At 63.2% G+C, this 21971-nt stretch carries 11 protein-coding genes; 1 reads left to right on the plus strand and 10 read right to left on the minus strand.

Annotated features, from left to right (window positions below; all coding sequences use genetic code 11):
- Nucleotides 1–14 precede the first annotated feature (14 nt).
- Nucleotides 15–998 (plus strand): TAXI family TRAP transporter solute-binding subunit, encoded by a 984-nt coding sequence (locus tag G7026_RS12210; protein ID WP_181071131.1) that lies wholly within the window; start codon nt 15–17, stop codon nt 996–998.
- A 42-nt stretch (nt 999–1040) separates the two neighbouring features.
- Here G7026_RS12210 and G7026_RS12215 read toward each other — a convergent pair whose 3' ends face one another.
- From G7026_RS12215 to G7026_RS12260, 10 genes are all read right to left on the minus strand, one after another.
- Nucleotides 1041–1769 carry a DUF4198 domain-containing protein gene (locus G7026_RS12215; RefSeq protein WP_181071133.1) on the minus strand — a complete coding sequence of 243 codons (729 nt, stop codon included), beginning with the start codon at nt 1767–1769 and terminating at the stop codon, nt 1041–1043.
- 52 nt (nt 1770–1821) lie between these two features.
- Nucleotides 1822–3963 (minus strand): TonB-dependent siderophore receptor, encoded by a 2142-nt coding sequence (locus G7026_RS12220; protein WP_181071135.1) that lies wholly within the window; start codon nt 3961–3963, stop codon nt 1822–1824.
- Between the two features lie 211 nt (nt 3964–4174).
- A complete protein-coding gene (locus G7026_RS12225) occupies nt 4175–5290 on the minus strand; it encodes an ATP-binding response regulator (protein WP_181071137.1) in 1116 nt (371 codons plus the stop codon).
- A complete protein-coding gene (locus tag G7026_RS12230; protein ID WP_181071139.1) occupies nt 5280–7043 on the minus strand; it encodes an ATP-binding protein in 1764 nt (587 codons plus the stop codon). Before G7026_RS12230 ends, G7026_RS12225 begins: the two co-directional genes overlap by 11 nt.
- Entirely contained in the window at nt 7036–8013 is a 978-nt protein-coding gene (locus G7026_RS12235) for an ATP-binding protein (RefSeq protein WP_181071141.1), read from the minus strand. The genes G7026_RS12230 and G7026_RS12235 overlap by 8 nt, the downstream gene beginning before the upstream one ends.
- Complete coding sequence (locus G7026_RS12240) at nt 8010–8408, minus strand: ATP-binding protein (RefSeq protein ID WP_181071143.1); 399 nt, start codon at nt 8406–8408, stop codon at nt 8010–8012. The genes G7026_RS12235 and G7026_RS12240 overlap by 4 nt, the downstream gene beginning before the upstream one ends.
- On the minus strand, nt 8368–8790 hold the full coding sequence (locus tag G7026_RS12245; RefSeq protein WP_138408994.1) for an STAS domain-containing protein: 423 nt from the start codon (nt 8788–8790) through the stop codon (nt 8368–8370). The genes G7026_RS12240 and G7026_RS12245 overlap by 41 nt, the downstream gene beginning before the upstream one ends.
- A gap of 10 nt (nt 8791–8800) precedes the next feature.
- Complete coding sequence (locus G7026_RS12250) at nt 8801–9643, minus strand: STAS domain-containing protein (RefSeq protein ID WP_181071145.1); 843 nt, start codon at nt 9641–9643, stop codon at nt 8801–8803.
- A 581-nt stretch (nt 9644–10224) separates the two neighbouring features.
- On the minus strand, nt 10225–14430 hold the full coding sequence (locus tag G7026_RS12255) for an OmpA family protein (protein ID WP_181071147.1): 4206 nt from the start codon (nt 14428–14430) through the stop codon (nt 10225–10227).
- On the minus strand, nt 14427–21689 hold the full coding sequence (locus tag G7026_RS12260) for a DUF7933 domain-containing protein (RefSeq protein WP_181071149.1): 7263 nt from the start codon (nt 21687–21689) through the stop codon (nt 14427–14429). The genes G7026_RS12255 and G7026_RS12260 overlap by 4 nt, the downstream gene beginning before the upstream one ends.
- Nucleotides 21690–21971 lie beyond the last annotated feature (282 nt).

Genomic DNA, 21971 nt, shown 5'->3' on the forward strand with positions numbered 1-21971 from the left:
ATGAGGGAACCACGATGAACCATCAGATCCGTATCGGCCTGCTCGGCATCACCCTGGCCGGCGCACTTGCCGGCCCCCTGGCAAGCACCAGCGTCCTGGCGCAAGAGCGTTTCGTCACCATCGGCACCGGCGGCCAGACCGGCGTGTATTACACGGCGGGCCAGTCGGTCTGTCGCTTTCTCAATCGCGCCGAGAGCACGCCGGCGATCAAGTGCAACGCGCCTTCCACGGCAGGCAGCGTAACCAACATCGTGTCGATGCAGAACGGTGAATACGACTTCGGCTTCATCCAGTCCGACCATCAGCACAAGGCGCTCAAAGGCCTCGCGCCTTTCGACAAGGACGGCGCGGTAGACGAGTTGCGCGCGGTGTTCTCCCTGCAGACCGAAATCCTCACCGTGGTTGCGCGCAATGACAGCGGCATCAGTGACCTCGATGACCTCAAGGGCAAGCGGGTCAACATCGGTGTGCCAGGCTCGGGCAGCCGCGACACCTTCGAGGAAGTGATGAAAGCCAAGGGCTGGAGCAACGCCGACTTCGCCCTGGCCGCCGAGCTCAAGCCTGCGGAGATGGCCTCCGCGCTGGGTGACAACAACCTCGACGCCATCACCTACGTGGTCGGCCATCCGAGCGGGGCCATTCAGGAAGCGCTGACCAACGTGAAGGCCAGAATCGTCCCGGTGACAGGCCCGGAAATCGATCGATTGCTCGCCGGAGCCAATTACTACACCGCCGCCGAGATCCCCGCCGGGCTTTATCCGGGCGTTGCGTCGGCCATCCCGTCGATCGGCGGCAAGGCAGTACTCGCGACCACCAGCAAGACCGATCCTGAGGTCGTCTACCAGCTGGTCAAGGCCGTGTTCGACAACCTCGACCGGTTCAAGCGTCTGCATCCGGCCTTCGCCGACCTGAAAGCCGAAGACATGATCCGTGTCGGCCTGACCGCTCCGCTACATGAGGGCGCCGAGCGTTTCTATAAAGAAAAGGGTTGGCTCTGAGTTCAGCGGGCCGCCGGGAGCACCTCGGCGACTCGCAGCCCATCAGTGCTGGTGGCTCTCGCTGACGAAGGTCAGCGAGGCGAACATCCCGCGTACGCGGGCATCGGGGTCGTCGCTGTCGACAGTCGTCGAGGCGGCGATCACGTTCAGGCCGTGGTTGCGCACCGTCACCCGCGCCTTGCCCTGTGCATCGGTTGTGGCCACGACACGATCGGGGTGGTTGACGTAGTCGCCGATCAGTTCGATGCCGGCGGCAGGCTTGCCGTCCACCAGCACCTGGACTTCCAGTGCCTGGCCGACATCCACCGCCAGAGGGTCCTGCTGCGGCACGATGGCCAGGTTCAGCTTGTCCAGCGCGGGCAATTTTGCGCCCTGTTGCAGGATCGCCACGCTGTACTTGTAGTAGCGCCCCGAATCCAGCGCGCCAGGCACCTTGGTCTCGCCGACGTTCAGCCATTTCTTCTCCGGGTCCTGAGTCCAGTAGCCGTTGTCGAGAGCGACCGAGAGCACCGCCGGCTTGGACAGCGGCTTGAGCCTGGCATGGTCCTCCAGCCGTTCGATGGTGACCGGAATCATCGCGCCACGCGCATCGCTCGCCCATGCGCCCGAGACTTTCGCGGCTTCGAAGGCATCGTCCTCGGCGCCGTGGCCGTAGATCACCTCGATGTTGCCCCGGCGCTCCTCGGTCCACAGGCCGTGCGCACCGGCCGAAGCAGCGCTCAGGCCCAGAACGAGCGCCAGCGCCAAGGTGATTGTCTTGTTGTCTTTCATCTGCAGATTCTCTTTCTGAAGTTACGGGCGACAGACGCCCGTTGGGTTGAGATCAAAGGCTCAGCGATACGCTGAAATTGAGGTTGCGCGGCTCGCCCGGCATGACCCAGACGTTGCTGTAGGACCGCTCGTAGTAGGTGCGATCGAACGCGTTGTTGAGGTTGACCCCCAGCGTCACGCTGGGCGTTGCGCGGTAGCGGGCGAGCAGGTCGACGGTGGTGTAGGCAGGCAGCTCGAATTCGCTGCCCGACTGACCCAGGCGATCCCCGACGTAGTTCACCGCCCCGCCCACTTCCAGTCCCTGAAGGCCGTGATCGAAGAACTCGTAAACGGTCATCAGGCTGCCGCTGTTGCGCGGCACGTTGAGCAGTCGGCTGCCGCTGACGAGCGTGTTGTCCTTGGTGACCTCCGCATCGACATAGGCATAGGCACCGATAATCCGCAGCTGGTCGGTCAACTGGCCAGTCAGCTGCAGGTCGAAGCCCTTGCTGCGCACCTCGCCGGCAGCGATCTGGTAGGTACTGTCGGCAGGATCGGCGGTCAGTACGTTCTCCTTGGTGAGATGGAAGGCGGCAATGGTCATTCCCAGGCGACTGTCGAGCAGATCGAACTTGAAGCCGGCTTCATAACCCACCCCCTCTTCAGGATCGAATGCCTGACCACTGGCATCGGCGCCACCGTTGGGCTTGAACGAGCGCGAGGCGTTGGCGAAAACACCGACTTCTGGGGTGAACTGATAGAGCGCACCGATACGGGGGGTCACTTTCTCGTGGGCCTGCTTCTGACGAGCGCCCGACACTTCGTTGTCCAGGCGATGTTCGTAGTGGTCGTAGCGCGCGCCGATTACACCGAACAACCTGTCGGTAAAGCGCATCTGGTCCTGCAGATTCAGCGCGCGGGCATGGACAAGCTCGTGACGGTCGGTACTGCGCCCGGTCCGTCCGGTGCTGAACGGCGGCGCGGGCTGGCCAAAGACGGGATTGCGGATGTCCAGGGTGTAGGTCGGGGTCGAACGCAGCAACCGCTCGTCCTTTGCATAGCGCTCGTACTCGGTGCCGATCAGCAACTGATGTTCGATCGAGCCGGTATCGAAACGGCCGTGTAGCTCGGCCTGGGTGATGCTGTCCTGCCACTCGAAGTCGCGGTAGCGGCGCTCGCGGTTGAGGGTGACGCCGTCGTTGGCCAAGGAGCTGGCCTCGGTGGCATAACCGTTGAGCCGGCCCTGCTTGTAGTGACTGGCCAGGCGCAAACTCCAGACGTCGTTCAGGTCATGCTCGACGGCCACCTGCAGCAGCTCGTTGTTGTTGCTGATGGTGCCGTCGGAGGGCTCGCCGAAGAACGCCGAACGCGACACGCTGCCCAGCTCGCCGTTTGGCGCCACGACGCCTCGGTCGAAGACCTGCCTGTTGCGCACCACCTCGGCCTGCACAAGTACGCGGGTATCCGGACTCAACTCCCAGCTGAAGGCCGGTGCGAAGAATTGGCGCTCACCGGAGCGATGGTCGCGAAAGCTGTCGTTGTCTTCGACGGCGAGGTTCATCCGGTAGAGCATCCGCCCTTCGTCATCCAGAGGCGTGTTGACGTCCAGGCTGCTGCGGTACTTGTCCCAGCGCCCAGCGCTCAGGTCCAGCCGAACGAACGCATCACGCTGCGGACGTTTGCTGACGATGTTGACGGTGCCGCCCGGGTCGCCGCGACCGTAGAGACTCGAGGCCGGTCCCTTGAGCACCTCGACGCGCTCGACGTTGGACGCGTCCTGTGGGTTCATGTGGCCCCGGTTGGCGCTGAAACCATCCTTGTAGAACTCTGAGGTGGTCAGCCCACGGACGCTGTATTCGAACATCGTCAAGCCGCCGAAATCATTCTGCCGGGCGACGCCGCCGGCGAAATCCAGAGCGCGTTCGATACGGGGCGCGTCGAGATCCTGCAGCACACTGGCGGGCACCACGGAGACCGACTGGGGAATTTCCTTCAGGGGCGTATCGGTCCTGGTCGCGCTCGCGGAACGGGCGGCACGATAGCCCGTTACCGGTCCGTCAGCGGTCTCTCGGGAGCCGGTGACAGTGACCGAGTCCAGCACCGTGGACGTTTCCGTCCGGCTTTCGGTTTCGGCAGATACCGCCTGGCCCAGGATCGACAGGACAAAGCCTGCACCAGTGCCGAACAGTCGTGGTGAAAAGGTCCCGATTCGCATGAGTGTTTCCGTATCTTAAGATGTTATATCGTAACATTCTTCGGATAGCACTCCGCGCTGTCAAGCCAGCCGGCGCGTCAAACGGCGAGGAGCTGATAGTGGGAAGTCCTGCCGATGTATTTTCGGCAGGCTCCGGGCACGACCTAGCCCCACGCATGAGCTTGCCGTTGCGGTTGATTTCAAATAGGTGTGGGTACAGCGCCCTAACGGATCAAATTCGCAGACTCAAAGGCAGCTGTACGTCCACGATCACCCGGCCGGCTTCGTTGCGAAACCGCGTGTGGCCGCCGAAGCTTTCGCTGAGCACCTTGACGATCGGCAGGCCCAGGCCCCAGCCCTTTGTCTCGCTGCGGGTAGAGATGAAATAGGGTGTGGCGAGGTTGGACAGAACGTCCTCGGGGAAGCTGCCGTGGTTGCTCACGCTGAGCAGCACACCGCCGTCCTGCTGCCGTTGCGTGACCTCGATCGGCATACCTGGCTGGCCGTGCTTGGCGGCATTGATCACCAGGTTGTCGAGGATCCGCAGGAAACCCTGCTTGTCCCAGAACACCATAAGATCGTCCGCGTCGGCATCCAGATGCACCGGGTTGCTCACCTGAAAGCGCAGGTTTTCCACCGCATCGCCGAGCAATCGCCCAAGGGGCATCGCCTCGCCGTGGAGCCTCAAGCCTCCACCGAGGCTCATGTGGGAGATGTCCAGGACGTTGCTGATCATTTGGTCGATACGCTGCAGGTTCTCTTCGAGCACCTTGATCATGTCGTCGGTCCGACGCGCCGGGTTCTTGCGCATCAGCCCGGCGACCATCACCGCCGCCGACAACGGCGAGCGCAGGTCGTGACTGAGCGAGCGCATGAAACGCTCGAGCATGACCTTTTCGGTGCGCAGGTTCTCGCTGCGAGCGACCGCAACGTTACGCTGCTTCTCGATGCGCTCGAAGCGGTTGCTGGACTTGAGCAGTGACGCGATGGTCGCCAGCACCTCGTCCGAATTGATCGGATGGGTCAGGTAGGCCTGGGCGCCCTGATTCAGGCCCATCGCCTTGTCCTTGCCGGTCATGAAGGTCGCCGAGATGTTGATCACCGCCGGCATCTTGCCCGACCCCAGCTTGCGCTTCATCGCCTGGATCAGTTCGAAGCCACTCATGTCCGGCAGGTTGATGTCGATGATCACAAGATCCGTGGCGTCGTCGATCTGTTCGAGCCCTTCGGCGCCGCTGCCCGCCTCGACCACTTCATAGAGGGGCTCGCCCGTCAGGATCTTCTTCAACACGTAGCGATTGGCGTCCATATCGTCGATGATCAGGATCCGCCGCCGGCTAGCCTTCATGGGCTTGGCTCCAGCACAGCTGCTGAACGCTGCGCAGCAGGGCCTCGTGATAATCGACCTGGGACTTGTCGAGAATGGCGTGACACATGGTGAGCAGGCGCTCCCGATCCGCAGCGTCGAGCGGCTTGGCCGTGTTGATGATCACCCGCTGATGCATGCTCCAGTCCATGCTCTCCAGCAGATCCTCGCCGCTGATATCCGGCAGGTCGAGATCGAGCAGAATGATGTCCGGACGCACCGAGTGCAACCGGTCGATGCTGGCACGCGCGGTCTCCGCCTCGATGATCACCGGATCGTGTGGTGACAGGGTCTTGATCACCAGGTAGCGGTCGGCTTCGTTGTCGTCGATCAGCAGAATCGTGGTATCGGCGAGGCTGAGCTGGCCGGTGCCGGTTTCGCGCTTGTCGTATTCGCAGGGCAGTTGCACGTAGAAGCGGCTGCCCTCCCCCAACTTGCTGGTCAGACTGATCTGCCCCTTGAGCAGCGTGGCGATCTTCTGCGCCAACGAGAGTCCCAGGCCGGTGCCTTCGATATGGGTCAGCCCCTGGGAGCGAATCCGGCAGAACTCCTCGAAAACCCGCTGCTGGTCGTCCTCGGCGATACCCACGCCGGTGTCCTCGACGAGAAACTCGAGGTTATCCGCATCGGGCTGGTACACGCGTACGGTGACGCTGCCCTGGGGGGTGTACTTGAATGCATTGCCGATCAGATTGCGCATGATCTGGAACAGGCGATTGCGGTCGGTGTTGAGCCAGACATCCTGCTCGGGCACCTGCACCACCCAGGCGATGCGCGGATAGCGCATGGACAGCGCGCCGCTGAACTGGCGCAGCTGCTGCATGAATTCCACCAGGCTGAAACGTTGCGGGTGGATGTCCATGCGTCCGGACTGGGCTTCGGCCAAATCCAGCAGTTCGTTGACCAGCTCCGAAAGCTCGGCGGCCGCGTCGCTGATGAAGCGCACCTGCTTGAGCTGTTCCTGATTGAGCTGGCCATCGACGCCATCGAGCAGCAGCTTGGAGATGTTCTCGATGATGTTGATCGGCGTACGGAACTCGTGGGTCATGTTGGAAAAGAAGCGGCTCTTGGACTCGCCCGCCTGCTGCAACTCCTGAGCAGTCTTTTCCAGTTCCGAATAGAGCGCCACGACGCCCTTGTTTGTGGTCTCCAGCTCGAGGTTGGTGGCTTCGAGCTCCTGCTGCTTGGTCATCAGCTCGGCCGTGGTCAGTAACAGCTCCTCGCCTTGGACCTGGATTTCCTGATACGGATCGACGGTGCCCTCGCGAGTCAGCGTGTCGCGCAGCGCCTGGGTCTGCTCGTCGCTCGGGTAAGGCCTGGGCGGATGCACGCGCTTGACGATGCGCACCAGGGTGCCCTGGGGCGAAGTCTCGATGTCGAAGTCGTCCATCAGCCGGCGCGCCCCGGCCAGGCCAACGCCCATGCCGGTCAATGACTCGTAGCTGCCGTCCAGAATCCGGTCCAGATGGGGAATGCCCGGTCCCTTGTCCCTGGACTCGATCACCATCGCGATGAGCTGCCCCCGGGCGTTGTGCTTCAGGTAGAAGGCGAAGCCGCCCTGACGGGCGTATTGGTAGACGTTGCGCGCAAGCTCGGAAACCGAGGTGGCGATGCGTATCTGCTCCAGCTTGCTCAGCCCGAGCCAATCGGCGATTTGCTTGGCGCATTGCCGACAGGACACCACGTCCATTTCGCTGCGGATGCTCACCGTGGTCAACAGGCGTGCTTCACTCACTTCTCACCACCACTACCGTCGCGTCGTCGTTGAGCCGCTTGTAATCACGGTGGATCAGCGCCGCGATGATCGCCGGATGGCGACCATGCAGCCCCGGGTAGGCGGCGCTGCCCCATTTGCCACTGATGCCGTCGGAGCTCATCACCAGCAGTGTGTCCCGATCCCAGGGATAGCTGAAACTCTGGATCCGACCTATGCGGTATCCGACGGTTCCGTTGGCCGAAACCATGCTGCGCGAGCGGTCTCCCAGCAGCACTCCGGCGATGTTGCCGGCGCCACAGAAGCGCACCTGCCCCAGGTCCGGCAGGATTTCGGCAAAGGCGATCGCACCGCCACGCGTCGAGGACAGCGCACGGTGGGTGCGCTCGAGCAATTGCTCCAGCTCCAGTTGTGGGTCGTGATCGAGGAACAGGCTGCGCGCCAGTGCGCTTGCCGTATTCGCATTGTGGCCATGGCCAAGGCCGTCGCAGATCATCACGCGGTTGCCCTTGACCGCCCAGGCATCGCCACAGACCGTTTCGGAAGGATGTGGCGTACACACCGCGCCACTCATGAAACCGCTGGGCGCGATGCCGTCCAGCGCAATGAATGCGTAGACCACAGTCCCCATGCCGGGCTGTGAAAACAGGTCGAAGGTGTCGGACATGCGCCTGATCGCACCGAGGCCTGCGCCCATGGTGCCGGTCGTCGAGTAGCTGTCGGCCAGGCACTGCGCCACGCTGGTCATGCCCGGGCCGCTGTCGACCGCGAGCAGCGCGATACCGGCCGGGGTCGCATTGACCAGCAGCTCTCCACCGTCGGCATGGTTGACCAGGTTGCGTGCCATCTCCTGAACCACCACGGTTAGGCGGCCCAGCAGCGTTTCGTTGGCCGTGACCGCCTCGGCCTCGCGCACAGCGGCGCGCCGCGCCGCGTCGACATGCGCAGGGTCCGATACCGTCAGTTGCAAACTCTGGTAAACCGCGTTCATCTCCACTTCCACAACTCCACCCGAGTGCCCTCGCCCGAGCGGCTATGAATAGCGAAGTCGTCGACCAACCGTTTGGCGCCACTGAGCCCCAGGCCAAGCCCGTTGCCCGAGGTGTAGCCGTCGACCATCGCCTTTTCGAGGTTGTCGATACCTGGCCCATTGTCGGAAATGATCAGGTGCACCGCCGCGCGGCCGTCACGCAAGAGCTGTTCGAGCTGGCATTCACCGCCGCCGCCGTAAATCAGCGCGTTACGAGCGATCTCGCTCGCCGCGGTGACGATCTTGGTCTGCGACACCAGCCCCAAACGCGCCTCTTCTGCCGCTTTGCGAACCTGCTGGCGGATGACGACGATGTCAGTCTCCTGCTTCAGCGGAAAGGTCTGTGTCTTCCCCACGCTCGTGCTCCAGGCTCAGGTCTTGGTCGACGGTCCTTTCCAGCCAGCGCATGCCCTTTTCGACATTCAACGCCGTGGCAATGCCTTCTAGCGAAAGGCCCAATTCGACCAGCGTGATGGCGACGGCCGGCTGCATGCCGACCACGATGACCTTGGCGTCAAGGATGCGCGACACGTTGGCGATATGGGAAAGCATTCGGCCGATGAACGAATCGACGATCTCCAGCGAGGAGATGTCGATAAGCACGCCCTTGGCCTTGTGCTTGACGATCTGGTTGGTCAGGTCTTCCTGCAGATCCAACGCGAGCTGATCATGCATGTCCACCTGGATGGTCAGCATCAAGTACTGACCCATTTTGAGTATCGGAATCCGATCAGCCATCTCGGATCCCTCAGCGCGGCGAAGTGGAGACGAGACGAACGTCCAGCTCTTTCAGAGCCATACGGAACGCATCGGCCAGCGACGACTTGGTCACCACGTCGCCCAGTTCCACGCCCAGGTGGACGATGGTCGCGGCAATCTGGGGGCGAATCCCGCTGATGATGCACTTGGCGCCCATCAGCTTGGCCGCGGTGACAGTCTTGAGCAGGTGCTGAGCGACCATGGTGTCGACCGTCGGCACACCGGTGATGTCGATGATGGCGATGTCCGACTCGGTCTCGACGATTTTCTGTAGCAGCGCTTCCATCACGATCTGGGTGCGGTTGCTGTCCAGCGAACCGATCAGCGGAATGGCCAGCACGCCTTTCCAGAGTTCGACCACCGGGGTCGACAGCTCCAGCATGCTTTCCTGCTGCTCGCGAATCACCGCCTCCCGGCCGGCGACGAAGCTGTCCATGCTGTACAGCCCGACTTTGTCGATCAACTGGCTGGCCGACCAGATGCGCTGCAACTGATCGTCACCGCCGATGCGCTGGATCAGGGCAAACAACGGCTCCTTCAGCGACATGACGAAGGTCGCGGTCTCGGTCGGCGTGAAGCCCTGCCGGCTGTGGGAGCGGGAAAGGCGATCGAGCAGGTTCTTCAGTGGCTTCCAGTGAGCATCGCCGAAGTCGTCGACACCCTCGGCGGCGCCCAGCGTCAGCGCTTTGAGCAGTTCGCGGGAATTGGCTACGACCGAGGCTTCGTCGATCAGATCAGTGCGAATGCCCGCAGCACGCTGAGCCGAAATCCAGGCGTCGAGAATGTCCGTTTCGTGTTGCTTCAGGAGTTCAGCCAAGGCGGGTGACGACATGAGCGAGGGTCCTTAAGGGGGAATAAAGGGCGACCGGCAGCGCGACGGCATGGAGCGGGTCGCAGCGCGAGGTCGCGCATCTTAACGGCAGGCAAAAGCCAATGCATACCTCCGTAGAACACGCGCTGCGGTACTGGTTCGTTCGGTGCTGTTGGTGCAGCAAAGTCTCTAGGGGGCTTGAACGCTCGACGGACCGTTGCCCCGCCCTCTGATCGTCACTTGGATGAACCAGCCGCCATCCACTATCGGCCGTGCATGTAACGACACGGCCTCAGAGGTTGCTCCGGCTCCAATGCTCAAGGTCAAAGATGAAATCTACGTAGCACTTATCCATGAAGATAAAGGGCTCCGTCTCGCAGTCCATGGCGTACCGGAATTGCTCCGGCGCCATGGGAGCCAGGCGCTATAGGTGACCCAGCAAACTACTCGAACACTCGATTGAAGACCCTCAGACCTTCAACGTCGGGGGATTCGTGTTCCCCTCCTGAAACCCCGGACACGGCGCATTGACACGGAGATTAGAACGTCCCAAGACACTCAGTTCCGTTGATCCGCCGGCTCCATGCCCAGCGCATACCCCCTCAGTATTTACCTATGGCGTTGAAGAACCAGCCCTGGCTGCGGTAGGACAGGTCAGTCAGATCATCGCTGAAGTCGCTGAAGTTGTAGCCGACCCCGGCTTTGAAGTGGTTGCCAAAGTGGCGATACACACCCACCAAAGCCCCCGTTCTGCTGTCCCTGGCCTCGGATTCCTCACGACGACGCAGCTCCAGCATCAGGTCCCACTTCTTCACCACATGCCAGTCGACCCGCGCGGCAAACAGCTGACCGCGGCTGTCGAACCAGTCCGCCGAAGTGTCGCGGCTCATGCGCAGTTCGCTCAGGCGATAGGCGTACTTGCCGCCGACGCTCCAGCGTTCGGTGAGGTCATAGATGCCGTCGATGGCGAATACGTGGCTGCGCTGCGCGTAATCGACATTCGAACCGGTGGCGGTAGACACCTGGTCCGGCGGTGGCATATCAGCCAGATAGGTGTACTTGGTCAAAAGGTTCAAACGGTCGTTCAACACCGGTCGGTAGGCATAACCGACCGAGGCCTCAACGAAGTCACCATCGAAATAGTCGCCACGGTCCGAGTCGCCGATTGAAAAATCCAGACGACCGAGGAAGCGCCAGTCCGGGTTCACCTGGTAACTCAAATTGTTGCGCATCAGCCACACCGAGAGGTCCTGCACCTGACTGCTGTCCTGGCGGTACTCCAGGCGGCTGGCGTAGCGTATGTCACCATTGCTGTAGCCGACCTTCGCACCATAGGCGCGACGCTTGAGCTCATACTCGGTTTCTGTATTGAAGGTGCCGAACTCGGTGGTCACCCCGTAGCTCCAGTGCTCGTCCGGCGCGAAGTCCAGACCGTAGCCCTGGATCAGACCAGCCTGTTCGCCGTGCTGCATGCGCTGCTCGGCATACACGCTGGTGCTGTCGGTCCAACGTGAGCGGGCGCCCGTTACCACTTGCCCGGTTCGCCCCGTACCGACCAGCCCGCTGCGGCTGGCGAAACCGTCGTCGCCGCGGTCGCTGTCGAGCTGGTAGTTCAGATACAGGTTGGTGCGCTCGGACGCGTCGTAGTTGACGCCTGCCTTGGCGCCCAGCCCCATGTTGCCGCCCGACAGCTCGCCGTTGAGCGAGGTGCGTTCGTTGAGGCGATAATCGCCCCCTACACCGAGTCGGTTGTTTGCCTGGCGCCCTTCGTCGCGGCTGACCGTGCCCTGAGTGAAGCCATACAGCGACCAGTCTTCGGCGCCGTGATAAAGCGCCTGGAAGATGGCATCGTTGCGCTCGCCCTCGTCGTAGCTGCCGCTGTCGTAGCCGGCGTAGGTGCCTGTGTAGAGGTTGCGGTAGGCGCCGCCATAGGTCTGCCGGTCGTTGCGCAGCCCTGCCGACAGGCGCCAGGCCTCGCTGAGGTCGTACGCGATTGCGCCTTCGACGGCGCGGCGCGAGCGCCCTCCCTTTTCCTCGGTCTGGTCGCCCTTGACCGTCAGCTCGGTCTTCTCGCCAAGCGGCGTCGTGTAACTCCCTCCGACCTGATTGGCCGCCAGATCGGTGAGGCGTCCCGGGGCGGAGAATCCGGCGTCGCGGCTCTCGTAGTAGAACGTACCGCGCCCTTCGGCATCGGCCATCACATCACGCAGGTCGAACGCCGTCTCAATGCGGTTGGCGCGCGCACGCGAATCGGTGCCGGCGATCTGCTCGCCGAAGCCAAAACCGCCGTCATAAGAGAAACGCTGATCGAGGCTGTCGCCACGGCTCCGTGCCGATTCCATCTTCAGCCAGGTGCCTTCGCTGTGACGCAGCAGCAGGTCGCCACCACCCAACGTCTGGTCCTCGCGACCGGTCTGCTCCTGCTGGCTACCGGTGAATCCGACGCGCACCTTGTCGTTAACCCAATAGGCTGCGCGTCCGCCATAAGCCATGTCGTCCAGCCGATCCAGGCCTGGCGAGTACTCGTAGCCGACCACCAGGAACGCCGGATGCCCAGACAGGCTACCGCCCGACCGGATCAATCCGCTGCCGTCGGCACTGGCCGACAGCGGCTGGCTGAGGATGACGCGGCCCTGTAGTGCATTGATCTCATAGTCGATTCCGGCAACCAGGTCCTGGCTGTGCAGCACCAGCCCGGAATCACGGTCGCGCACTTCGATACGCACCCGCTCGCTGCCCACGGTCAGATCCTGGTGGCGCAGGTAATAGAGCGAGCCGCCAGTGCCGCGAAAATCCTCCCGTGCCGAAGCGGTGCCCGGCTCGGCTGCGAAGCCTTCCACCTGCAGACGGCGTTCGCCGAAGCCTGTGAATGTGTCGCTGCGATAACGTGCCTGTGCGCCGTAGAGGCTGCGGTCAACCTGAGCCAGTTCGGTATCGCGGATCTGCTGGCGGAAATTACCCCACATGGCGTGGGATTTTTCGTCTTCGACCTTGACGTAGAACTTGCCGCGGGTCGGTGCGTCCTCAACAAGCGTGGAGTCGTCGCCAAAAGTGGTCCAGCCCTTGTCGGATTCGGAGTCCATGCGCCGCAGGAACTCGCGCGGATCCTTGTCGTTGAAATTGCTGAACAGGCTGCCTATCGGCTCCTCTTCGGTGTCCACGCTCGCGGTGACGGTGTATTTATCGTTTATGTTGCCCTTGCTGTAGAAAGCCAGGCGGCCATCGGCATAGAGCTTATCGTCGTAATAGCGATCTTCGCCGGTCACCAATCGAGCCGGGCCACTGGTGCCTTGCTGGCCGATGGTGAGATCGGCGATGGCCACGGTGAACCAGTCCTGCTGAGGCAGACGCAGGTCGCGCCGGTACAGGCGCCCCTTGCCCTGCTCGTCGAGCACCGCGACTTCCACGGTGTGCAGGCCGCGCGGGATGATCTGCGCCGAGGCGAAGCTGCCGTTGCGGTCCACCGGCACGGGTCGCCCCATGACGAAGACCTGCTGGCCTTCACGCACTTGCTTGCCATTGACGGTGACCGTTCCGCCAGAGACGGGAATGGTGTGGCGAACCAGGCGATTACCGTCATAGCCGGCGAGCTGATTAGCCTCACTCTCGGCCTCTTCATCCGCCTCCCGCTCGCCGCGGGCGACGTTTATAAGCTGCGTGCTGGTTTCGTCGTAGCGACCTTGTGCGTCATAGACACGCAATTGGTAGTAGACGCGCTCGGGCAGGCCCTCCGACGGTGTCCACTGCCCTTGCAGCTGCTTATCGAGCGCCACGCGTTCGAGCACTTCCGGCTCTCCGAACAGGCGCTTCTTGCCGATGATCAGCACCTCGGCTCGATCGACCCAATGCAGGAAGTTGCTATAGCCGGCAAACGCCAATGGCTGGCCGATGCGCGCCAGACGGGCACCGGATACCAGGTTCAGGCGCGGCTTGGCCGACAGATTGTCAAAGCGCACCTGAAGCACGTCGCGCGCAAGCGCCACATCCACGCAGCGCTGAGTGTTGGCGCTGCCGGGTGCCTGGCCGCCTTGAGGTTGGCCATCGATACTCAGGCGGAAAGGCGCCATGCCCTCTTCTGACATACTGCCGGCCGCACACTCCAGCGGCTTGGAAGGCGTGCTGACGATGGATTCGTCGTACCAGATCTCCACCTCGACCCGACGATTGATCGCCCACGCCTGCTGGCTGTCACCCTCCACCAGCGGCTCGCTCGGGCCGCGGCTGTCGAACCTCAACTGGTCCGGGTTCAAGTTCAGCCTCTGCACGAACAGCGCGCCGACTTCCTTGGCGCGCTGAATGCCCAAGCCATGGTTGTCCCCATAGATGGCACGGGTGCGCGGTGAAAGCCGCTGTGGATCGGTGTGGCCAACCAGACGCAAGCGCAGGTTGCGCTTGCCAGCAAGGCGCCGCATCAGCTTGTCGAGAGCTTCGCTGTCTTCGTCAGGCACTGCAGAACGGCCTGAAGCAAATCGCACCACAGGCAGACCATCTCGCAGCAAGACGGTGTCGATCGTCTCCTCGCCGAGATCGAGCAACTGGTCGCGTTCGCCCAGCGCACCCTCGCGCTGCCAGAGGATCAGTTTCTCGCGGGGCAATTCGCGCTCGGCATTGTGCGGTAGCACAGGCAGGCCGCCTGGGGTGAAAGGCCGGCGCTGCACCAGCGATTCATCTTCCATCGCCCCACGCGGTCCCTGCAGGCCGCAACCCTTGCCCACTTCGCAGTACTCACCGGCTTGCGCGATCGCAACGGCCAGCGGGTTGAGTGCCATGGCGGCGATGCCGCACGCCAGGAATTTACGCATGCTCATCGGATCACCTCCACGCTTTCAGTCGCTGCTACGATTTCTTCCTCCAGTTGCAGGTCGTAACAGCACTCGTGGGGCTCCCAATGCGCTTGGATCCAATCCTTCACGTAGCCGACACGCGAGCGTGCGGTGTCGATGTCACCGCCCACCGGCAGGTGGTAAGCAATGCGCAGGATCGAGGGTTCGGCATATAGCGCGGCCAGTACTTCATCCATCCGCGCTTGGAAGACAGCGGTCAGGCGCTGCCCTTCGAAGGCTTCACCGGTCAGGTCCAGACGCACCACACGGTGGATGCTGGCGCCAAAGTTGGCCTTGACCAGGCGGCCTTGGGTCATGCGCACCACACGCGGGTTCTCGGTGATGATGCGATAGCCGCTCGGCAGGGTCCGCTCGTCCACTTTCAGGATGAAGTTGCTGCCGCGCATTTCGCTGGGTACGTCGGCGCAGGCGATGTGATAGCGGCCGTGCGCATCGGTGGTAATCAGCCAACCTTTCGGCGTGGCCAGTCGAACGCCCGGCAAGCCCGGCTCGCCTTCGTCCTGGTAGCCGTTGCGGTTCTTGTCATCAAACACCTTGCCGATGAGGTCGGAGCAATCAAAGGTCGGGTCGGCCACTACGCGGACCGAGGCGGTTGCAACGTTCGATACCCGCAGACCGGCCGCCAGGTTAAGCGCCCAGGTCTGATTGACGTACTCGTTGAAGCCGACGCCCGAACCCACCACCAAAAGCAGCTTGACCGTCATCACCTGGCCTCCGCCCAGGGTTCGCCCGGGCCAGCGCAGGCGTCGCCCTTCCACGTCCGGCTCGATCGGCACGCCGTCCAGCTGGGCGGAATTCTTGACGTACTTGAAGCCCGGGGGAATCTGGTCCTCGATGGCGATGTCGGCTAGCGACACGCCAAGAGCGTTACGCGCGGTCAGGGTATAAGGCACCAGTTCGCCGCGGCTGACGTTCACTTTCGGCGTGACCTTGGTCATCACGATCGCGCCGCCCATGACGGGGTCGAGCGGGATGTGGTTGTTCACCAGGTCCGCGGAGGAGCTGTTCAGCACGAAGCTCAGGAAGTACTGCGTGGTATTGGCGGTGCCGACAAGGCCAGCGGACGTCGTGGGACAGGCCGCGGCATCGTGCGGCGTGACGGCTTCGGCAGGTGCCTGGTTGCTGCTCTGTACCAACGCGGGATCAGGCACTGCATTGACCGAGAGCACGGTGTTGCACACGGGTATCAGCGAGGACGGTCCTGGCAGATACCCGGCCGGCGACGTGATGCTCAGGTTATAGGTACCGGTCGGCGCCCCGGTCAGGAGCAGGAACTGATACAAGCCGTCGGCACCGGTGGTCTGGCTCAGCGAACCGCCAAGCACATGAGCTTCTGTGAATCCCGCGGGGCCGCTGATGCTTACCACAGCGCCACGTACCGGTTGACGGCTGATGGCGTCGTACACCACACCGGCCGGGTCCAGCGGCAGGCTCTGCTCGACCAGGTTACGACCGGGGCCGATGACGATATTGGTCAGGGTACCGCTGCCATTGTCGGCACCGGCTGGATTGCCGGGTCCGGCACTGCCTGGCGTGTAAGCCAGGCCCTGCTCGTTCGGCACGGGGCGGCCGAACAGCGTGCCGGAGTCCGGATGCCGGAAGCGGACCTCGTAACCACCGCCAGGCTGCAGGTCATTGAAGGCATAGCCACCATTGGCGTCGGAGACGGTGGTGGCAATCACCGTGCCTTGCTGCAACAGCTCGACGGTCCACCCAGGCAGCACCGTTTCACCGGGATCACGAATGCGGTCATGGTTGCTGTCGATCCAAACCGTGCCAGACAAAGAAGGAATGGATATCTCTGCGAACCAGTTGTCCACCGACAGGGCCGTACCGGTTAGGTCGATAGTGGCAATGGTGCTCGGCCCTTCACTGACCGTGCCGCCTGCAGACCCCGCCGTGGTGGAGCCGTTCATCAGCCCGTTCGGCTGATTCGGCTGCACCAGCGTGTAGGTGCCGGGAGGAAGCCCGATGAAGTTGAAGTCACCATTGGCGTCGGTGACGGTGCTGCGGCTCACGTTGTTGCCGTTCAGATCGGAACCGATTAGCGTAATGGCCTGCCCTGCCAAACCGGAGTCTCCTGCGGTCGGCGCGCCATTCACATCACGGTCGTGGAAGACCTTGCCGTAGATGCTGCGGCCGTTGAGCAGCTCTGCGAAGTTGTTGCCTTCGGAGGCATAACCGGGGCTCAGGCGCACGCCGTCGATGACACTTGGCGTACTGCTCACAGGCGTGGCCGTGGGCGCACCGCCATCGCTGTTGCCGGCGCGGCTGATGCCATTGGTAGTACCGTCCGGCTGGTTCGGCTCGGTGATCCGGTAAGTACCCGGCGGCAAGTCCGTGAAACGGTAGTCGCCGTTGCCGTCGGTGGTCGTGCTGCGGCTGACGGGACTGCCTGACGCGTCGGTACCGACCAGCTCGATGAGTACCCCCGGTAGGCCGCTCTCGCCGCTCTGGCGAGTACCATCATTGTTCAGATCTACGAAAACCGATCCGCTGAGGGTCGCGGGGCGCATTTCCGGGAAATCGTTGCCGCCCGAGCCACTCACCTCCCCCGCTGCGCCGCTGCCATCGAGCACGATGGCAGCGATCTGGCTGCTGGTTTCGCTGGGGTTGGATGGTGTTCCGGCGGTGCCGCTGCTGCCGTTGACGGCAACGATGCTCCCGGCGACCGGCAGGCCATTGAGGCTGCCGGCCGGCTGGCTGGACTGACACACCGAATAGGTGCCCGCAGGAAGGCCGCTAAACAGGTAGTTTCCGGCCGCATCGGTGGTTGCCGGATTGAGCAAGCCATTGATGCCCCCAACCAGCGCACCGCTGGCGCAACTGGTACCGCTACGCAGTTCGATGGCGATCCCCGCCAGAGGTCTGTCGATGCCGGCCGAATAGCTACCGCTCAGGTCGTTGTCGAGGTAGACGCGCCCGGAAATGAAACCCAGCGTGCTGACCGACAGCGACGCGTAGACCGGTTCAGGGTTTTCACCCATGTCGGTTTGCAGCGCACGGGCAGGAATGATGTTGGTGTGCTCGCCGGCAGTGGTCGCGGTGACGTCCACCTCGATGGTGCAGCCACCTGCCGCAACTTGCGTCCCGCTCGCCAGGCGAACGAAGCTGGCGTTGGGCGTGGCGGTAATCGCGCCACCCGGACAGCTACCGCCGATGTTCGGAGTCGCGGCGACCCGAACCGGGCCAGGGGCGGTCGGCAAGTCATCGGTCAACGCAGCGGTCAACGACATGGCCGCGGCATTGGGGTTGTTGACGAAGATGGTCAGGCGCGACGTGCCGCCGGCAGGGATCACCGCCGGCGCGAATTGCTTGCCAAGCGTCGGTGGGCTGGAAATGACCAGACGCGCACGGGTCGGCTCGGCATTGCTCACACCCTCGAAGCTGGTGACGCCACCTGCCGCGATGGTGTTGGTGTATGTGCCGGCAACGTTGCTAAGCACCTCGACCTCGACCAGGCACGTCGCATTGCCTGCCAAGTCGCCGCCCGCGAGTCGTACCGTCTTACCCGAAGGTGCTGCCGTCAGCGTGCCACCGCAGGTGTTACGCGGATTTGGCACCTGCGCCAGTACCATCCCATCGGGCAGGCTATCGGTGTAACCCAGGCCGCTCAATGCCCCGGCGTTGGGGTTCTGCAGGCGGATGGCAAGAGTCAGCGGGATACCTGCGGAGCCCGCAGCCGTTCCGGTGGTGAAACCCGCTGGATTGCCTGCATCCAAGGTGCGAGCAGCAATGGCCTTGTGCACGATCAGCGGGGATTTGACCAGCAGCGTATCGGTGGTCGGCTCGTCGTTAGTGACCGGGCTGCCTCCAGCATCGCCTGTGACGGTAGCGCTGGGAATTGTATTGACGTAATCGCCCTGGCTGCTGGCCACCACGTCGATCTCCACATAACAACTGGCCGGTGCCGACCCGCTGCCAGCAGCCAGCCGGCCACCGCCGAGGGCTACCTGTGCGCTGCTACTGGTCACGCTGCCCTGACAGGTGCTCACCACGTTTGCCGGGCTCGCCGTCACCAACCCCACCGGGTAGGTGTCGGTCGCCGTCAGCTCGGTGATCGGCTGAGTGGTCGGGTTATAAAAGGTGATACGCAGGCGCGAACGCTCACCTGCCGCAACCACCTTCGGCGTGAACTGCTTGGTTACCCCTAAACCGCTACTTGTTTGCAGGCTGCTCGAGGCCGAATCGGTGTTGCTGACGCCTTGGGCGGTACTGATGGCGCTCGCAGGCACAGTGGCCGTTACCGTACCGGTATTGACCATGGTTACGTCAACGGTCACGGTGCAACTCTGCCCCGCGGCCAATGTCGCGCCGTCGAGACTGACCCGGGTACCGTTGGCCGGTGCGTTGACCACGCCGCCAGGGCATGTGGTTCGGGCATTGGGTACAGCGGCGGTCCGCTCGCCGGTGGGACTGCCACCGGCCAGGCCGGTATCGGTGAAATAGCTAGCCAGGGCCAGGCTGGTAAGGTCCAGGCTGCCACTGTTGAACAAGGTGTAGGTCAGCTGGGTGACCGCACCGGGCGCCGCGACGCTGGCGGTGGCATGGTTGAGGCTGACCGTGACACCACCACCGCTGGCGTTCTGCAGGGTCGCGCCGAACGGCGTGACGTTCTGCACGCCACCGTCAGCGCTCAGCTGCCCGACCCCGATGGTATTGACCCAGTCGCCGCTGCCGGTGGCCGTCACGTCGAACAGCAGGTCGCAGCTGCCGGTAGGGATTCGTGCGCCCGTCAGGGTGACCTGGCTGCTGCCCGGCGCAGCTTGAACGACTGGTGCTCCGTCGCAGGTTGAGTAGGCGTTTGACGGATTGGCCACCGTCATGCCCGCTGGCAGGTTGTCCGTTACGCTGACATTGGTCAGCACGCCAGCCTGTGAATTGGAAAGATTGATGGTCACGGTCGAACGACCGTCCGGCTGGATGCGGTTGGGCACGAAGCTCTTCGTGCCGCTCAAGGCGGACAGGAAATCCACGCTTGCATTCACCGGCCCAGGGCTCTGCAAGCGGTTGGGGTTGGGCGAACCGTCGGCATAACGCTCGACGGCACTGGCGGCACCGGCAGGCAGCGAGTTGACGTAATGCCCGGCCGCGCCGACGACGTTGACCGTCACTCGGCAGCGGCCCTGCGCATCTAACCCATTTCCGGCACGTGCCGGTACGCCAGCCCCGCTCAAGCGCACCTCGTTGCTGCCCGGCACCGCTACAAGCACGCCCCCGCAGGTGCTGGAGGCATTGCTTGGGGAGGCGACCTGCATCGGCGTGCCGTTGCTGCCTAGCGGCAGGCTGTCGAGCAGGCTGACGTCGGACAGCGGTTGTGCCGACAGGTTGACCAGGTCGATGGTCATGGTCGCGGCAGAGCCTTCCGGCTTGCTGCTCGCATCGAAGCCTTTTTCAAGGGTCAGCGTCGCGCTGCTGACGCTGTACTGCGCCGACGTGGAGCTGTGGTTGCAGATCCCGTTGGCGCAGACGCCGCCGGCCGGAATCTGGTTGATGACCGCGCCGCTCGCCGCATTGGCGGGCACCATTCCCCAGAACGACAAGTTGCACTCGGCTGGGTTACCGGCGGTGCCGCCGGCCATATCGAACGTGAACGTGGGGCTGGTGGCGCTACCGGCTACCGCCACTGCGCTGGCGCAGCCGTCGCCGCTAACAGACGGCTCGGGACGATCCGGCGAACGCAACAGCACCATCCCACCGGGAAGGTGGTCGGTTACCGTTACCCCGCTCTGGGCAGTGGCCGAGTAGTTGCGCACCGCGACGCTGAAGCTCACCGGGTTGCCGGGCGCGACGGTCGATGGGCTGCTGGTCTTTTCGATCAGAAACTGGTCGACCACGTTGACCGAAGCCACCGCGCGCTGGCTGACCACGTTGGCAGGGCTGCTGACCGAGACTGCGCCCTGTTCGATGGTGTTGGTATAGGTCTGCGGCTGGCCAGCGGTTGTCAGGGTAGCGGTGTACGGTACGTGGATGACGCAGTTGCCGTTAGGGGCAAGCGTGCCGGCCGTCAACGACAGGGTCGAGGTGCCCGCCCCACTCACTGTTGCGCTAGAGCCGCTCGAGCAAGTGGCCGTTGGTGGGCTGGTAATCGTCAGGCCACCTACCCCACCGTCGATGGGGTCGGTTAGCCCTGATAGCGTCAATGTGCTCAACGGGCTGGCGTTGGACAGTGTGATCCGCAACAGCGCTTCCTGGCCCTTGGCCACTGTCTGCGGATCGAACGTTTTCGCGACACGGAGCGGCGCGGTCACGGTGAGGTTGGCGGTGGCGTTCTGAGCGGGCACCAGTCCACGCTTGTTGCCAAAATCGCTGACGCGGTCGATGACGTTCGTTAGCCCTTCTGAATAGGCACTGTCCGATCCGTCGGCCACCACCATGACGCTCAGCGAACAGGTGCCACTGGCCGGCACCACACCGCCAAGGGCGGTGACCTGCGTATCGCCTGCTGTCGGATTGAATGTCGGGGGCGTGGCGCCGCAGCTGATCTGCATGGCGGGCGCCGGTGCAACCTTCAGCCCGTAATCGCCGAGTCGATCACGGATCGCGAACGGCGGGTTGTCGCCTACATCATTGAGCGGCAATGGCTGCGCCGCATTGTTACGGATCGTGATCGTCAGGCGCGTGGCCTGATCTGCCTTGACGATGGTGCCAGCCGCAAAGCTCTTGCTGATCGACGGCGCGGGAAGGGCCAGGAAGTTCAGCGACTGCTGAGCCGGGTCGGCGTTACTGACGGTCGTACCTTGATGCGTACCGGTGACACTGCCGGCGGGCAGCACGTTGTTTCCGCTGCCAGCGACTGTCGAGGTGACCTGTACCACGATCTCGCAGCGCCCGGCCTGAGTGCCGGTGCCGCGGGACGGGATCGTCCCGCCGCTGAGTGCGATGCTGGAGCTGCCCAGCGCTGCCGTAACGGTGCCGGAAAACGGGACCGGGTTACCATTGCCATCGGCGCAGGTCGTCGAGACAACGCCAGATCCGTCTACTCGAAAGCCGGCCGGCATATTGTCGATGAACGCAACGTTGGTGATGTCGCCGTCAGTGAAGTTGTTGGTCAGCTGGATGAGGAAGCCGTCTGTATCCCCTATGTAGACGGGATCGGCGTACCCAGGGGCGCGCGTCTTGCTAACCCCCAGGGTGGCATGAGCCTCCAGCGGGGTGAGCGCGGCGCCCAGCAAGGCACAGCACAGCAGCCATGAACGATGGCGTTTCGGTTCCCACAACATACAACTCCCCTAACGCAACTCGCGCCATCAAGCGATCCGCCGCCGAATCACCTTCCTCCGCACGCACAGGCACAACGGGCGCTGAACAGCCGTTGCAAGGGTTTTTATGGGGTGCGTTCACGGAGGAGGCAGCGAATCGATTTGCCTCAGAAATGAAGGCTGCAAGTTTCGCCATCGGTGCGGCGTCAACAAGACGTCATTACGGGAAAGAGAATTGCGCTCTGTGCAATCTTCGTCCGCCCAGCCAAAGCCAGGCAGAATGAATCAGATATAAAAAAGCTT

Origin of the sequence: Stutzerimonas azotifigens (assembly GCF_013522725.1) — a bacterium.
Classification (GTDB): Bacteria; Pseudomonadota; Gammaproteobacteria; order Pseudomonadales; family Pseudomonadaceae; genus Stutzerimonas; species Stutzerimonas azotifigens_A.

Coding starts and splice junctions, on each gene's coding strand:
- G7026_RS12210 (WP_181071131.1), top strand. CDS start 15: ATGAACCATCAGATCCGTATCGGCCTGCTCGGCATCACCCTGGCCGGC.
- G7026_RS12215 (WP_181071133.1), bottom strand. CDS start 1,769: ATGAAAGACAACAAGACAATCACCTTGGCGCTGGCGCTCGTTCTGGGC.
- G7026_RS12220 (WP_181071135.1), bottom strand. CDS start 3,963: ATGCGAATCGGGACCTTTTCACCACGACTGTTCGGCACTGGTGCAGGC.
- G7026_RS12225 (WP_181071137.1), bottom strand. CDS start 5,290: ATGAAGGCTAGCCGGCGGCGGATCCTGATCATCGACGATATGGACGCC.
- G7026_RS12235 (WP_181071141.1), bottom strand. CDS start 8,013: ATGAACGCGGTTTACCAGAGTTTGCAACTGACGGTATCGGACCCTGCG.
- G7026_RS12245 (WP_138408994.1), bottom strand. CDS start 8,790: ATGGCTGATCGGATTCCGATACTCAAAATGGGTCAGTACTTGATGCTG.
- G7026_RS12250 (WP_181071145.1), bottom strand. CDS start 9,643: ATGTCGTCACCCGCCTTGGCTGAACTCCTGAAGCAACACGAAACGGAC.
- G7026_RS12255 (WP_181071147.1), bottom strand. CDS start 14,430: ATGAGCATGCGTAAATTCCTGGCGTGCGGCATCGCCGCCATGGCACTC.
- G7026_RS12260 (WP_181071149.1), bottom strand. CDS start 21,689: ATGTTGTGGGAACCGAAACGCCATCGTTCATGGCTGCTGTGCTGTGCC.